General features: G+C 43.6%; 14 protein-coding genes, 1 tRNA gene and 1 pseudogene. 7 read left to right on the top strand and 9 right to left on the bottom strand.

The genetic code is table 11. The features are described from left to right. Position 1 precedes the first annotated feature (1 nt). From arsB to DW947_RS19605, 8 genes are all read right to left on the bottom strand, one after another. A complete protein-coding gene (gene arsB / locus DW947_RS19640) occupies positions 2-1048 on the bottom strand; it encodes an ACR3 family arsenite efflux transporter (RefSeq protein ID WP_011107122.1) in 1047 nt (348 codons plus the stop codon). Between the two features lie 12 nt (positions 1049-1060). Next, a complete protein-coding gene (locus DW947_RS19635; protein ID WP_011107123.1) occupies positions 1061-1489 on the bottom strand; it encodes an arsenate reductase ArsC in 429 nt (142 codons plus the stop codon). A 4-nt stretch (positions 1490-1493) separates the two neighbouring features. Further along, positions 1494-3206: an arsenical pump-driving ATPase gene (arsA, locus tag DW947_RS19630; RefSeq protein WP_011107124.1), complete on the bottom strand. Its 1713-nt coding sequence runs from the start codon at positions 3204-3206 to the stop codon at positions 1494-1496. Positions 3207-3233: 27 nt separating this feature from the next. Further along, positions 3234-3560: an arsenite efflux transporter metallochaperone ArsD gene (gene arsD / locus DW947_RS19625; RefSeq protein WP_011107125.1), complete on the bottom strand. Its 327-nt coding sequence runs from the start codon at positions 3558-3560 to the stop codon at positions 3234-3236. Positions 3561-3593: 33 nt separating this feature from the next. Next, entirely contained in the window at positions 3594-4301 is a 708-nt protein-coding gene (locus DW947_RS19620; RefSeq protein ID WP_011107126.1) for an aromatic aminobenezylarsenical efflux permease ArsG family transporter, read from the bottom strand. 1 nt (position 4302) lies between these two features. After that, the gene (locus tag DW947_RS19615; RefSeq protein ID WP_004292399.1) at positions 4303-4746 is read right to left on the bottom strand and encodes a nitrophenyl compound nitroreductase subunit ArsF family protein; all 444 of its coding nucleotides are present in this window, start codon (positions 4744-4746) and stop codon (positions 4303-4305) included. Positions 4747-4756: 10 nt separating this feature from the next. Next, a complete protein-coding gene (locus DW947_RS19610) occupies positions 4757-4990 on the bottom strand; it encodes a thioredoxin family protein (protein WP_004292400.1) in 234 nt (77 codons plus the stop codon). Between the two features lie 77 nt (positions 4991-5067). Continuing rightward, positions 5068-5394 (bottom strand): ArsR/SmtB family transcription factor, encoded by a 327-nt coding sequence (locus tag DW947_RS19605; RefSeq protein ID WP_118195647.1) that lies wholly within the window; start codon positions 5392-5394, stop codon positions 5068-5070. A 564-nt stretch (positions 5395-5958) separates the two neighbouring features. Between DW947_RS19605 and DW947_RS19600 the strand changes: the two genes are divergently transcribed. Next, positions 5959-6495 (top strand): flavodoxin, encoded by a 537-nt coding sequence (locus DW947_RS19600; protein WP_005831687.1) that lies wholly within the window; start codon positions 5959-5961, stop codon positions 6493-6495. A gap of 29 nt (positions 6496-6524) precedes the next feature. Beyond that, entirely contained in the window at positions 6525-7601 is a 1077-nt protein-coding gene (locus DW947_RS19595) for an alpha/beta hydrolase (protein WP_008664986.1), read from the top strand. 6 nt (positions 7602-7607) lie between these two features. Here DW947_RS19595 and DW947_RS19590 read toward each other — a convergent pair whose 3' ends face one another. Then, the gene (locus DW947_RS19590) at positions 7608-8663 is read right to left on the bottom strand and encodes a winged helix DNA-binding domain-containing protein (protein ID WP_005831685.1); all 1056 of its coding nucleotides are present in this window, start codon (positions 8661-8663) and stop codon (positions 7608-7610) included. A gap of 188 nt (positions 8664-8851) precedes the next feature. Here DW947_RS19590 and DW947_RS19580 point away from each other — a divergent pair, with 188 nt between their 5' ends. The 5 genes and pseudogenes from DW947_RS19580 to DW947_RS19560 form a co-directional block, all read left to right on the top strand. Beyond that, positions 8852-9997, top strand: coding sequence for an NEW3 domain-containing protein (locus tag DW947_RS19580; RefSeq protein ID WP_005831683.1), 1146 nt, complete (start codon positions 8852-8854; stop codon positions 9995-9997). Positions 9998-9999: 2 nt separating this feature from the next. Beyond that, positions 10000-10743, top strand: a complete 744-nt coding sequence (locus DW947_RS19575) for an ABC transporter ATP-binding protein (protein ID WP_005831681.1) — start codon at positions 10000-10002, stop codon at positions 10741-10743. After that, the gene (locus tag DW947_RS19570; protein WP_005831677.1) at positions 10736-11692 is read left to right on the top strand and encodes an ABC transporter permease; all 957 of its coding nucleotides are present in this window, start codon (positions 10736-10738) and stop codon (positions 11690-11692) included. Before DW947_RS19575 ends, DW947_RS19570 begins: the two co-directional genes overlap by 8 nt. A gap of 127 nt (positions 11693-11819) precedes the next feature. Next, a tRNA-Ser gene (locus DW947_RS19565) sits at positions 11820-11907 on the top strand. 273 nt (positions 11908-12180) lie between these two features. After that, positions 12181-13320: pseudogene (locus DW947_RS19560) on the top strand (site-specific integrase); the annotation flags it as partial. Positions 13321-13371 lie beyond the last annotated feature (51 nt).

Here is a 13371-nt window from a genome sequence, read left to right as displayed (position 1 = left end):
CTTATTTTACTTTAGGAAACCAACTTCTTGTATTATTGGCTATTTTTACTAACATAAGCATTACTGGAACTTCAACCAATACGCCTACTACGGTAGCCAGTGCAGCACCGGACTGTAAGCCGAAAAGAGAAATAGCCACCGCCACCGCCAACTCAAAGAAGTTACTCGCACCAATCATTCCGGCAGGTGCGGCGACATTGTGGGGTAACTTCCACCACTTTGCCCAACCGTAGGCAACAAAGAATATCAGAACCGTTTGCAGGACAAGCGGGACGGCAATCAAGACAATATGTAACGGATTGTTCAGTATCGTTTCCCCCTGAAACGAAAACAGGATGATAAGCGTTAATAGCAATCCGCCAACCGTATAGTTATCGAACTTGCGGACAAAGACGGTATTGAAATAGTCTATTCCTTTTCGCCGGATAACCGTTACACGGGTTACTATTCCGGCAGAAAGTGGAATGACAACAAACAGTACGACCGAGAGTATAAGCGTGTCCCACGGGATAGAAACGCCACCGACACCCAACAAAAACGCAACGATAGGAGCGAAAGCAACCAATATTATTAAATCATTGACTGCCACTTGCACCAATGTGTAAGCTGCATCCCCTTTGGTTAAATGACTCCATACAAACACCATCGCCGTACAGGGTGCAGCACCTAACAGAACTGCCCCAGCTAAATATTCTTCGGCTAATCCGGCAGGGATTAATGACTTGAAAATAACGTAGAAGAATAGATAAGCTATTCCAAACATGGTGAATGGCTTTATTACCCAGTTCGTCACACAAGTAATGACAATCCCTTTCGGACGTTTGCCTACGTTCTTGATGCTCTGAAAATCTACTTTCAGCATCATGGGATATATCATTAACCAAATCAGGATAGCCACAGGTATAGACACGTTGGCATATTCAAATTTGCTCAATGTTTGCGGTATTGCCGGAAGATATTGTCCGATGGCTATCCCGATAACGATACACAAGGCTACCCAAATAGTCAGGTATCTTTCAAAAAATCCAATTCCTTGTTTCTTTTCCATAATGACTGCCCTTTATTTTAATTGCGGTTTTAATTCTTGCAGGTAAAAATCATAGAAACGCATTCTTATTTCATCCCGTACCCGAAGAAATTCACTATTTATAAACTCCGGTGTCCCGGTCGCTTCTGATGGGTCGTCAAATCCAATGTGCAATCTGTTTTTTACCTTGCCTGTAAACATAGGGCAGCTTTCATTTGCGCCGCCACATACCGTTATCACATAGTCCCATTCGTGCCCTAAATACAGGCTAACGTTTTTAGGGGTATGGTTGGTAAGGTCTATTCCTGTTTCAGACATAACTTTTACCGCCATCGGATTAACCTTTTCAGCAGGTTTTGTTCCTGCTGAAAAGACATCCATGTTTTTATCGAATGACTGTAAGAAACCGTGTGCCATTTGGCTACGGCAACTGTTACCAGTGCAAAGGATTAAAATCTTCATATTCTTATAAGTTTTTCCATTCAATCAGGGCAGTATTGCCCTTTGACAATTCTTCTACTTTCTTAATCCAAGTCAATTCACTTTGCGCTTTTGCTTGCAAAAATGAATTTGCTGTATTTGTCAATGACAAACAGGCATTTACTACCCACCATTTGTTGTTAATCCCGGCACGCTGCAAATCCATTTGTAGGCGTTCTGCTTCAAAAACAGGTGTTGCTTCGGGTAAAGTGACTATTACTACTTCCGTTTCCTGTGGATTGCGTAAACGGGGTAATAAATTGGCTACTGCTCCGGTTACTTCTCCCTGTGTACGTTCTACTTCTTTGTGATAGCTTTGGGTAGCATCCAAAAGCAACAAAGTATGTCCTGTTGGTGCAGTATCAATCACTACGATTTCATTCTCCGCTTTATCTACAATTTCAGCAAAAGCCTTAAATACGGCGATTTCTTGCGTACATGGTGAACGTAAATCTTCCTCTATATATTCCATATCTTCGGCAGTCATGGTTTCGGCAGCTTTGCTACGAACTTCATTCTTGTATTTTTCCAGCACTTCCGCTTCGTCTATATGGCTTACCGTAATACCTGATTTGATGGCAAAATCATAGTTCAGGTGATTTGCCGGGTCAGTAGTGGTAAGATGAACCTTTGCACCGAGCTTTGTTAATTTCAAGGCTATTTCTGTGGCTAAGGTCGTTTTTCCTACGCCACCTTTTCCCATTGTGAACACTACTCGTTTACCGGAAGTATAGAGGTCATTTACCAATTCATCTATACTTTTGCTATCAGTTATCGGCTGATAACGAATTTCATTCGTAATACTATCACTGTATAGCATACGGCGGATATTGGCAATATTGGATAAATTGTAAGAACGCAGAGGAACGCTATACATGGGATATTCAGATAATGCAATAGGCATACTTTGTAACGCCTTTTGCTGCCTGTTATACAGTTGTTGTGAAACATTGTCTGCTTCATCTAATTGCTGTAAAACACCATTTATCACCAATAGCTGATTTTTAATTCCCAATAGTTGTAATTCATGCGAAGAACGGGCAGCTTCTTTCAACGGTGCTATTTCAGGACGGCTTACCAATACTAACCGGGTTGCGCTTGTATCAGACAATGTATCAACCGCCTGTTTATAGATACCTTTCCTTTCTTCCAAGCCTGATAATTGTCCTAAACAAGATGCGCCATGTGTACTTTCACTAATAAATGTACTCCATGCCGATGGAAGCTGCAACATTCGCAATGTGTGTCCGGTAGGTGCTGTATCAAAAATAATGTGGTCGTATTCCTTCGCTTTATCAGCATCGGTGATAAAGTCTGAAAACTCATTAAAGGCAGCGATTTCTACCGTACAAGAGCCTGAAAGTTGTTCTTCCATATTTTGAATAACGCTTTCAGGTAATTGTCCTCTAAAAGGTGCAATCACACTTTCCCTGTACTCTGCTGCTGCCTGTTCAGGGTCAAGGTTTACGACCGTCAGCCCCGGTACTTCTGAAATAGCTGTACCATGTCCGTTTAGGGTTTGATTGAAAACATCTTGCAGGTTAGAAGCCGGGTCTGTACTGATAAGAAGAATTTTCTCCCCTTTATCAGCTAATCCCACTGCCGTAGCGCAAGCAATAGAGGTTTTTCCTACTCCACCTTTTCCTGTGAAGAATAAGTATTTTGTTAGTTCTATATCGGATAAATTAAATGCTTTCATTATTCTGTATATTAATTTGTTCAACGATTATTTAACGGGCATCAAGTCTAAATTAATTCCTGTCCATTCACTCATTTGTTTAGTTGTGGGATAATCTTTAGAAACTGCAATTTCACCATCCACCAAAGTAATAGGCAGTGCTTCTGCACCATTCTTTTGAAGATATTGGTTTACAGTCTTGTTACTTACATAAACTTGCGGTTCGTCCCGCAAATTATGACGGGTAACAACAACACCCTGTCTTTTCAATGTTTCGATAACAACGGCTATCCTCATTAATTCAGGATTAATATTAGTTCCACACAAACCCGTAGGGCAACACATTGCCGGGTCAAAAATTTCTATTGTTTTCATACTGTCTTTTATTTTAATTAATACATTGTTTGTTTATAGATAAAGAATGACCGCATAATAAATTCCTATCGCAATAAAGAGGATGGCAACAATTTTGCGAAACCATTTTTCAAAGATTTGTACTCTGTTATAAAACTTGCCTAATCCGGCAACACTGTACGCCAATATCCAAGCAACAAGGATTACAGGTAGTCCCGTAGCAATAGCATAAATTACAGGTAAAAGATACCCGCCTGTTTCTGCTGCTGCCAAGGGCATAAGCATACCGAAATAGAAAACCCCACTTGTAGGACAAAAGGCGAGAGCAAATAAAACTCCTAATAACATAGCTCCCCAACTGCCTTTTGTTTTCTTCTTTAGACCCTCTCCGCCAATATTGACTTTTGGTATATTCAGTTTTATAATATCAAGCATGAATATTCCGATAATAATTAAAACCGGAGCAATCAACATTTCACCGTATTTACTGACTGCCTTTTGAACCATGAACATACTTGCACCCTCACGAAGAATAGGAATAAGAATGAAACCAAGTGCTGTATAAGTTACTATTCTGCCGAATGTATAAAGCAATCCGTTTATAAATATACGGTGATGGTTCTCTATATCCTTACTGATAAATCCTATTGCCGTTATATTAGTAGCCAAAGGACAAGGGCTAACTGCCGTTAAAGTCCCTAAGATAAAGGCTGTAATAGCAGGAATAGAACTATTGTCTAATAGTGATTGAAGAAAGTCCATCTTACAATGTTTTTAGTAATTCGTCAATCTTGTTTTTTATTCCCTCTTTAAATTTATCCGGTTCATTTCTTGCATTGGAGAAACTAAACTCCGTCATGTTATTTACATTCTCTTTACTGTCTTTCCAGCCATTCACAAACAAAGACGACCATGTAACTTCGTATTTATCTGCAATTTGCTCATTTTCCTTTTTGGATATATCTATCACCTTGAAGATGATTTTACCGTCCGCCTGTTCTTTGGAATAAAGGCTATCTAAAAGAGCTACCGTATTGGCTTCTATTGCCCGGCAGGTTATGCAACGTTGCGCACCGTGAAAATATAGAACTTCAACACGGTTAGTTTGATTTTCTTTTGCTATGCTGGTTTCTGTTTTATTCTTTGAACCATTACCACAGGAAATTAAAACGATTGTTGCAATCAGTAGATAAAATAACTTCTTCATAGTAAATAATTTATTTAGTTATCAATTCTTTCACTTCTGATAAGGATAATCTTTTTCCGGCAGATATGACTTTACCATCAATAACCAAAGCCGGGAGACTTAAAATATTATACTCCATGATTTTTAATAAATCTTCTTCCTTAATTAGAGTTGCATCGCAGCCCAGTTCTGAAATAGCTTGTTTTGTGGTTTCGTACAATGCCTTACAGCTTGAACACCCAGTTCCTAATACTTTGATTTCCATTTTCTATTCAATTATAAAGTTAATATACCAATCGTAATTCGTAGAACTACGAACATTATTCTCAAAAAAAGGTGCTGTTATCCACAGCACGATGTACCCGTACATTTACAATCACCCAAAAATGCAGCAAATAATTTACGGGCAAGTTCCCAATTCTCTCGGTTGATACAATACCGAACTTTTGGTGTTTCTATTTCCCCCTGAATTAACCCTGCATCTTTCAGTTCTTTTAAATGCTGCGAAACGGTTGCTTTAGCAATGGGTAGTACTTCGTGAATATCTCCGAAGAAACAACTTTCTTGTTTAGCTAAGAAACTAAGAATTGCCATTCGTGCCGGGTGACCCATAGCTTTAGCAAAACGAGCCATCTGTTCCTGTTCCTCTGTGTACTGCTTAGTTTTCACTTTTATATCTCCTTTCTTGTTTGTTGTTCGCAAAACTACGAACTATTTTTAAATTGGCAAAATAAAACAGATGATATTTTTTAGATTAAACATTTTTTAGGTGCAAGGTGCAAGTATATATCTATATATATAGCTTGCACCTTGCACCTACATGGAAACATTTATATTCAGGCATTTGCGTAATTCGGAAAAGAGTTGTATCTTTGAACCCGTGAGATAGGCAGACAAACAGCGGACAAAGCCGGACAAAAGCGTTAATAAAAATCGTTACTGTTTCGTTACCTATTTGAAATATTGGAAAATAAAAGACTGATTTATAGGCGGTTGGGCGTTTGGGTTCAGTACCCTGTCTCTCCGCAGAGCTCCAAAGACAAAAAGGATTCAAAGTATGACAAATCCCGTAAAACCTTGATTTTACGGGATTTTTTATTTCTCTTCTCGGACATCTATCAGTAATTTGGGTTATATAATCAGTAATCTGGATACCTATGTAATAATAATACCCGCTACTTTTGTATCGCTATAACAATTGGATTTATATGTTTCAACTAAATAATATATCGTATGAAAAGATTGGTGTTGTTTATGATGGCAGTTATGCTGTTGTCTATTACTGTTAACGCACAGAAAAAAGGTGGTAAGACACTGGTAGCTTATTTCTCGGCAACGGGAACAACGGCAAGGGCTGCCAAGTTGGTGGCAGAAGCTGTTGATGGGACCTTCTACGAAATACAGCCTGCGAAAAAGTACACGGCTGCTGATTTGGACTGGCACGACAAAGCTTCGCGCAGCAGTGTGGAGATGTCGGATTCCAAATCACGTCCTGCATTGTATTCTAAATTGGGAAGTCTCGCGGAGTATGATACCATTTATATAGGTTTTCCTATTTGGTGGAATTTGGCTCCAAGAATCATCAATACATTTATAGAAAGCGGTGATTTTGCAGGTAAAACGGTTATTCCATTCGCCACTTCGGGAAGCAGCAGTATTTCTAATGCAGAAAAGGAATTGCAGACGAATTACCCCGGCATAAACTGGGGAAAAGGCAGGCTGCTGAATGGAGCGAGCCGGGAAACTGTCAAGCAATGGATTAAGAAATGAATTTCCAACCGAAACTTAAAGAAGTAGAGATGAAGAACATGGTAAAAAACATATGTGCGGCGATGGTTATTAGCCTTTGTGCTGCAGGACATTTGTCTGCAACAGAAAATAATCCTAATAATGATAATAAATTTATGGAAGAGAATTTGAATCTGACTCAAGAGTGGGACAAGACATTCCCACAGAGTGATAAAGTAGACCATAAAAAGATAACTTTCCACAACCGTTACGGCATTACACTTGCCGCCGATTTGTATGTACCCAAGAATGTGACGGGTAAATTGCCTGCCATTGCCATCAGTGGCCCATTTGGTGCCGTGAAGGAACAAGCTTCGGGCTTGTATGCGCAGACATTGGCAGAACGTGGATTCCTGACGATTGCTTTCGATCCATCCTATACGGGAGAAAGTAGCGGCCAGCCCCGTTATGTGGCTTCGCCGGACATCAATACGGAAGATTTCAGTGCAGCGGTCGATTATCTTTCCACCCGTGACGATGTAGATGCAGAGCGCATCGGCATTCTCGGTATTTGTGGATGGGGAGGCATGGCGCTTAATGCAGCGGCTATCGATACTCGCATCAAGGCTACAGTTACGGTAACCATGTACGACATGAGCCGGGTCAATGCTAATGGTTATTTCGATTCTATGAATGCCGATGCACGGCATGAATTGCGGCGCCAGCTTAATGCTCAGCGTACGGAGGATTATAGAAACGGTACATTTGCTCTTGGAGGAGGTGTAGTAGACCCGTTGCCTGCCGATGCTCCACAATTTGTGAAGGACTACCATGCCTATTATAAAACACCGCGCGGCTATCATAAGCGGTCACTCAACTCTAACCACGGATGGAACAAGACTTCACCGCTTTCGTTCATCAATATGCCTATCCTTTCATATAGTGATGAAATCCGTAGTGCAGTGTTGATGCTGCACGGTGAGAAGGCCCATTCACGTTATTTCAGTGAAGATGCTTTTAAAAAGTTGCAGGGTGATAATAAGGAACTGCTGATTATTCCCGGTGCAAACCATGTAGACTTGTATGACAATATAGAGGTAATTCCATTCGGCAAAATAGAGAGATTCTTCAATGAAAATCTTCGATGACCGCCTTTAATGTGTTAGGAACCGGACGTACTTTTCTTTAGCCTGGTTCAGCAACTCCTCTTTCAGGCAGATGTCTTTCCGGAAAAGCGAATGCTCCGGGAAGATTTCTTTTTTCTTGGACGCCTTGTTCCAATTTCCTACTACATGCCCCTTATAGAGAAGTACCGGAAAGAACAATCCGTTGTTGGTGAAAGCTTTGGAATAGTCCTCTTTGGGTAGGACGTCCGTCCGGTCCTTGTATCCTATCAGGTATTCGTCGTAGGAGGGAAGAAGGTGCAGGTTACCGGTCGCCTTTCCAGATGTCCGGCAGGAGTCATGGATGTACCATGTCTGGCTGTTCCATTGTTCGGACATCAGTTCCGGTTCTATCAGAGAAATGGCTTGCCTTGCTTCCGTTAAAGGCAAACCAGACCACCAGGAGAAGTCTTGCAGGGTAGCGGGGGCATGGCTGCGGAAATAGGCTGTAGCCAGGCGGGCCAGCGCTTCTTCTTTCGTCAGTTCGGGGGTAGGTGGAACTCTTTCGTCCAGAAGGGCATAGGTGTGTTGCCGTCCATGGCATTCTCCGCTGCACACAATTCCTTCGACTTCGGCACGCGACATAAAGCGGGTCATGTGGTAGTTGTCTGCAAGCAGTCCCGAACGTTCAAAATGTTCCGCAATCTCTTGTTTCGTCAGGCTTCGCTTCCCGCTGAGGATATTCCCAAGTACGGTATGGCTTCTGTCATATTGCTGTTCCGTGATTTCCAGACCATGTCCTTTTGCATAAGAATCATTGGCGGATTTGATGCGTTGTGCAGAGAGTTTCAGCATCCAACGAATGTCTTCTGCTGCTACCAGGTGCCATGTGGGACGCATTACGTGGGTTCTCAGTATTTCCCCTTGATGCAGGGCTTTTTCCACGGCTTGAATTCCCGGTGACTTCAGCCGCATACCTACGGCCCATTTCACCATTGTATAGTCTTGTGCCTGCATGGCGCCCATCCAGGAGATCAGTTCTTTCGGGTGGCCGAAGAGTGGAGTGGACAGTTGCTGGTTCTGTAAGCGTATTTCAGGGATTCTCATGTCGGTATGGTATTCGTTTGTATCAATAGGAATCGCAAAGATAAGAAAAGCAGGTCATCGCAGGGTATATCGTGTCCGCAATTATATTCTTTTGTTTCTTTTAACAGCTACTAATATAGCTATCTTTTATTTTTGCAACACACAAATTTGGAAAATATTCATAATTAAACAACCATAAGAACTTTTTTATGACTATGAGAACAAATTGTATTTTATTGTTAGTTATTTTGTTGGGAGCCTTTCCCTTAAATCGTGTACATGCCGATGAATCTGGAAGCATAATTCTGTACACTCCTTACACAAAAATTTCCGTGACGCCCGGAGCGTCCATTGATTACAGCATTGATTTGATTAACAACACGGACAGGGTTACAAATGCAAATCTCTCGGTCAGCGGATTGCCGGGCAGTTGGAAGCATGAAATCAAGTCAGGCGGCTGGACCCTCAGCCAGCTTTCTGTACTGTCCAAGGAAAAGAAAACGTTCAATTTGAAAGTGGAAGTTCCTCTAAAAGTAAATAAAGGAAGTTATCATTTCACAGTATTTGCCGGAGAAACCAAACTGCCGTTGGAGGTGGTCGTGGCCCAGAAAGGAACTTACCAGACCGAGTTCACTACCGACCAGCCCAATATGCAGGGCAATTCCAAGTCCACCTTTACCTTCAATGCCACTTTGAAAAACCAGACGGCCGACCAGCAGCTGTATGCGCTGATGGCCAATGCCCCCAGAGGCTGGAGTGTCGTGTTCAAGCCTAACTATAAGCAGGCCACTTCTGCCCAGGTGGAAGCGAACAGTAGCCAGAATGTGAGTATAGAGATTGTCCCTCCCGCCAATGTGGAAGCCGGCAATTACAAGATTCCGGTACGTGCGGCTACCGGTACGACTTCTGCCGACTTGGAGCTGGAAGTTGTTGTCACGGGTTCCTACGAGATGGAATTGTCCACGCCCAGAGGATTGTTGAGTACCGAAATCACAGCGGGAGATGTGAAGCGTATCGAGTTGGTGGTTCGGAATACCGGTTCTTCATTGTTGAAAGATATCCAGCTTTCTGCCAATAAGCCCGTGGACTGGGAAGTGTCTTTTGAGCCTTCGAAGATTGATATGCTGAAGGCGGGGGAAACGGCCAATGTCGTAGCTACCATGAAAGCATCCAAAAAGGCATTGCCCGGAGATTATGTGGCTACCATGACGGCCAAAACTCCTGAAGTGAATACAGACGCCCAATTCCGCATTGCCGTGAAAACCCCGATGATATGGGGATGGGTGGGCGTTTTGATAATAATCGTTGCCATAGGTGCCGTATGCTATCTGTTCCGTAAATATGGAAGGAGGTGAGCATGGACGAGCGAGTGATTGCATTGACAGACTTGACCAAGCAGTATGGGCGCTTCACTGCCGTAGACCGCATTTGCCTGACTATTCGTAAAGGGGAGATTTTCGGATTATTGGGGCCAAACGGCGCCGGCAAGTCAACTACCATCCTGATGATGCTGGGGCTGACGGAACCCACTTCCGGCTCTGTGGAGATTTGCGGTATCGACTCTACCAGGCATCCTATCGAGGTAAAGCGGAAAATAGGCTATCTGCCCGAAGATGTGGGGTTTTATGATGACATGACCGGTTCGGAAAACCTTATATATACTGCGCGTCTCAATGGCATTTCGGATGCCGAAGCGAAAGTCAAGGCGCTGGAGCTGATGGAGCATGTGGGGCTTGCCGGACAGATGAAAAAGAAGACCGGGAAATATTCGCGCGGTATGCGCCAGCGATTGGGGTTGGCAGACGTGCTTATCAAAAATCCGGAAATTATAATCCTGGATGAACCTACTTCGGGAATAGACCCTGCCGGTGTTCAGGAGTTCATCGAGCTCATTAGGCAGTTGAGCCGGAAGGAGGGACTGACCGTCTTGTTCTCTTCCCACCACCTGGACCAGGTGCAGAAAGTTTGCGACCGCGTGGGACTGTTCAACAGTGGGAAGCTGGTCACCTTGATTGATATGTCTGATTTGAAGGACAAGCATCAGGAATTGTCTGATATTTATAACCATTATATGGAGGAAGGAGGAGAAAGGCATGAATAAAGTCAATTATCCTTTTCGGGTAGTCGTCAACAAGGAAATATCCGACCATGTGAAAAGTTGGCGGTTCATTATCTTGATGGGAATCATTTTGCTTACGTGCATGGGCTCACTCTATACCTCGCTTACCAACATAGGTGCCGCCATCAAGCCCAATGACCCGGACGGTTCGTTCCTTTTCTTGAAGTTATTCACAGCCTCGGATGGCACATTGCCTTCTTTTGTGCAGTTTATCAACTTTCTGGGGCCGTTGTTGGGGATTGCGCTGGGATTCGATGCTATAAATTCGGAACAGAACAAGGGGACGTTGAGCCGTATGCTGTCACAGCCTGTTCATCGTGATTGCATTATCAATGCCAAGTTCGTGGCTGCATTGATTGTGATAGGTATCATGCTGTTTGTACTGGGATTCCTCGTAATGGGCTGCGGGTTGATAGCGATAGGCATTCCTCCCACAGCAGAAGAATTTTGGAGGATTGTATTCTTTCTCATAATCAGTGTGTTCTATGTGGCATTCTGGCTGAATCTGGCCATTCTGTTTTCGCTTTGCTTCCGTCAGGCGGCCACCTCGGCATTGGCTTCGGTGGCGGTATGGTTGTTTTTCAGCGTGTTCTATACGATGATTGTCAATCTGGTTGCCAAGGCATTGAGCCCTTCGCAGCTGGCATCTCCTTATCAGATAGTCAGTTACCAGAAATTTATTCTCGGTCTGATGCGTCTGGCACCTAGCGAACTGTTCAATGAGGCGACCACAACGCTGCTGATGCCTTCCGTCAGAAGTTTGGGGCCGCTTACTATGGAGCAGGTTCAGGGGGCCATTCCCAGTCCGCTGCCATTGGGACAGAGTCTTTTGGTGGTGTGGCCGCAGCTCACCGGACTGATTGCAGCTACTGTCATCTGTTTTGCTCTTTCGTATGTCATATTCATGAGACGGGAAGTCAGATCACGGTAATGATAAGTATGTTTTATTGAGTGTTGAAAGTCCGTTCCGGCATTGGTTGCTTGAACGGACTTTTAATATTATTTGCCCGAACATTTGGTAATTCCAAAAACTTCCCTTACTTTTGCGCCCCGAACAAGGAGAGGTGCTCGAGTGGTTGAAGAGGCACGCCTGGAAAGCGTGTATACCCCTAAAGGGTATCGGGGGTTCGAATCCCCCTCTCTCCGCTGAACGTGCTGGACAGAAATGGTCAGCAAACGGACAAAAAGCTACAAATCAATGATTTGTGGCTTTTTTTATTGCCCGAAAGTCCTGCTTCCAAGACTTCAAAAGTACGGTAAAAGACAAAGTTTCGTTACTAAATCGTTACCTATTCCCCGCCGGACAAAAACGGTAACGATTTGTCCTCAAATGACCTGATAATGACTTGATTAGTCCATAGTCTGCATAACTCGAAAACGAGAGGTAAAAACTAATTTTGCAACTAAAAAAAGTGAGTTATGAAATCGACATTCAAGGTTCTTTTTTATTTGAAGAAAGGTTCTGAAAAGAAAAACGGCGAGGTTATGATTATGGCACGCATCACCATAGACGGCAAACTTTGCCAGTTCAGTACGAAACAGAGCATCCAGCCCGACAACTGGAACACGGCTGCGGGCAAAGCCAAAGGCAGGGATGCCGGGAGGATAAACGCCCTTTTGGACGACATACGTTCTTCCCTGAACACCATTTACCACGAAATGCGGCGGCGTGACAACTACGTGACCGCCGAGAAAGTGAAGAACGAGTTCTTGGGACACAGCGAGAGCCACGAAACAATCCTTTCATTGTTCCAAAAGCACAATGACGATGTGAAGCAGCTTGTGGGCATATCCAAGACGATAGCGACCTACCGCAAGTATGAAGTGACCCGCCGCCACCTCGCTGAATTTATCCAAAGCAAGTACAACGTATCGGACATATCCATAAAGGAGATAAGCCCGATGTTCATTACCGATTTTGAGTTGTATTTGCGTACCGCCTGCAAGTGCGGCTACAACACCACCGCCAAGTTCATGCAGTTCTTCAAGCGTATCATCATCATCGCCCGTAACAACGGCATACTGGTGGGCGACCCTTTCGCCAGCTACAAAATCCGGCTGGAGAAAGTGGACAGGGGTTATCTGACAGAGGACGAGATTAAAATTATCCTTAAAAAGAAAATGGTTTCCGAACGGCTGGAACACGTCAGGGACTTGTTCGTCTTTTCCTGTTTCTGCGGTCTGGCTTACAGCGATGTCGCCAACTTGCGGCAGGAGAATATCCAAAAGTCCTTTGACGGCAACCTTTGGATAATCACCAAGCGGGTAAAGACCAACACGGACGTGAATGTCCCCCTGCTGGATATTCCCAAGATGATTTTGAAGAAGTACAAGGGCAAGTTGCCGGACGGCAAGATACTTCCCGTAATCAGCAATCAGAAGCTAAACGCCTACCTGAAAGAGATTGCCGATATATGCGGTATTAAAAAGAACCTGACGTTCCACCTTGCCCGGCACACGTTCGCCACGACCACCACGCTGTCAAAGGGCGTACCCATTGAAACGGTGTCCAAGATGCTGGGACACACCAACATAGAAACTACGCAAATCTACGCCCGTGCGCCCAGAATGGTCGCTTAATAAATACTTCTTTAGCAAGAAGTTAGGATT

The organism is Bacteroides sp. AM44-19, assembly GCF_003603395.1.
GTDB lineage: Bacteria > Bacteroidota > Bacteroidia > Bacteroidales > Bacteroidaceae > Bacteroides > Bacteroides uniformis.
This window is presented reverse-complemented; position numbering and strand designations above follow the sequence as displayed.

Excerpts from the sequence above, each read along its gene's own strand:
- arsD (WP_011107125.1), bottom strand. The coding sequence starts at position 3,560 with ATGAAAACAATAGAAATTTTTGACCCGGCAATGTGTTGCCCTACGGGT.
- DW947_RS19575 (WP_005831681.1), top strand. The coding sequence starts at position 10,000 with ATGGACGAGCGAGTGATTGCATTGACAGACTTGACCAAGCAGTATGGG.
- DW947_RS19590 (WP_005831685.1), bottom strand. The coding sequence starts at position 8,663 with ATGAGAATCCCTGAAATACGCTTACAGAACCAGCAACTGTCCACTCCA.
- DW947_RS19595 (WP_008664986.1), top strand. The coding sequence starts at position 6,525 with ATGAAGAACATGGTAAAAAACATATGTGCGGCGATGGTTATTAGCCTT.
- DW947_RS19635 (WP_011107123.1), bottom strand. The coding sequence starts at position 1,489 with ATGAAGATTTTAATCCTTTGCACTGGTAACAGTTGCCGTAGCCAAATG.
- arsA (WP_011107124.1), bottom strand. The coding sequence starts at position 3,206 with ATGAAAGCATTTAATTTATCCGATATAGAACTAACAAAATACTTATTC.
- DW947_RS19620 (WP_011107126.1), bottom strand. The coding sequence starts at position 4,301 with ATGGACTTTCTTCAATCACTATTAGACAATAGTTCTATTCCTGCTATT.
- DW947_RS19600 (WP_005831687.1), top strand. The coding sequence starts at position 5,959 with ATGAAAAGATTGGTGTTGTTTATGATGGCAGTTATGCTGTTGTCTATT.
- DW947_RS19615 (WP_004292399.1), bottom strand. The coding sequence starts at position 4,746 with ATGAAGAAGTTATTTTATCTACTGATTGCAACAATCGTTTTAATTTCC.
- DW947_RS19610 (WP_004292400.1), bottom strand. The coding sequence starts at position 4,990 with ATGGAAATCAAAGTATTAGGAACTGGGTGTTCAAGCTGTAAGGCATTG.
- DW947_RS19580 (WP_005831683.1), top strand. The coding sequence starts at position 8,852 with ATGACTATGAGAACAAATTGTATTTTATTGTTAGTTATTTTGTTGGGA.
- arsB (WP_011107122.1), bottom strand. The coding sequence starts at position 1,048 with ATGGAAAAGAAACAAGGAATTGGATTTTTTGAAAGATACCTGACTATT.
- DW947_RS19570 (WP_005831677.1), top strand. The coding sequence starts at position 10,736 with ATGAATAAAGTCAATTATCCTTTTCGGGTAGTCGTCAACAAGGAAATA.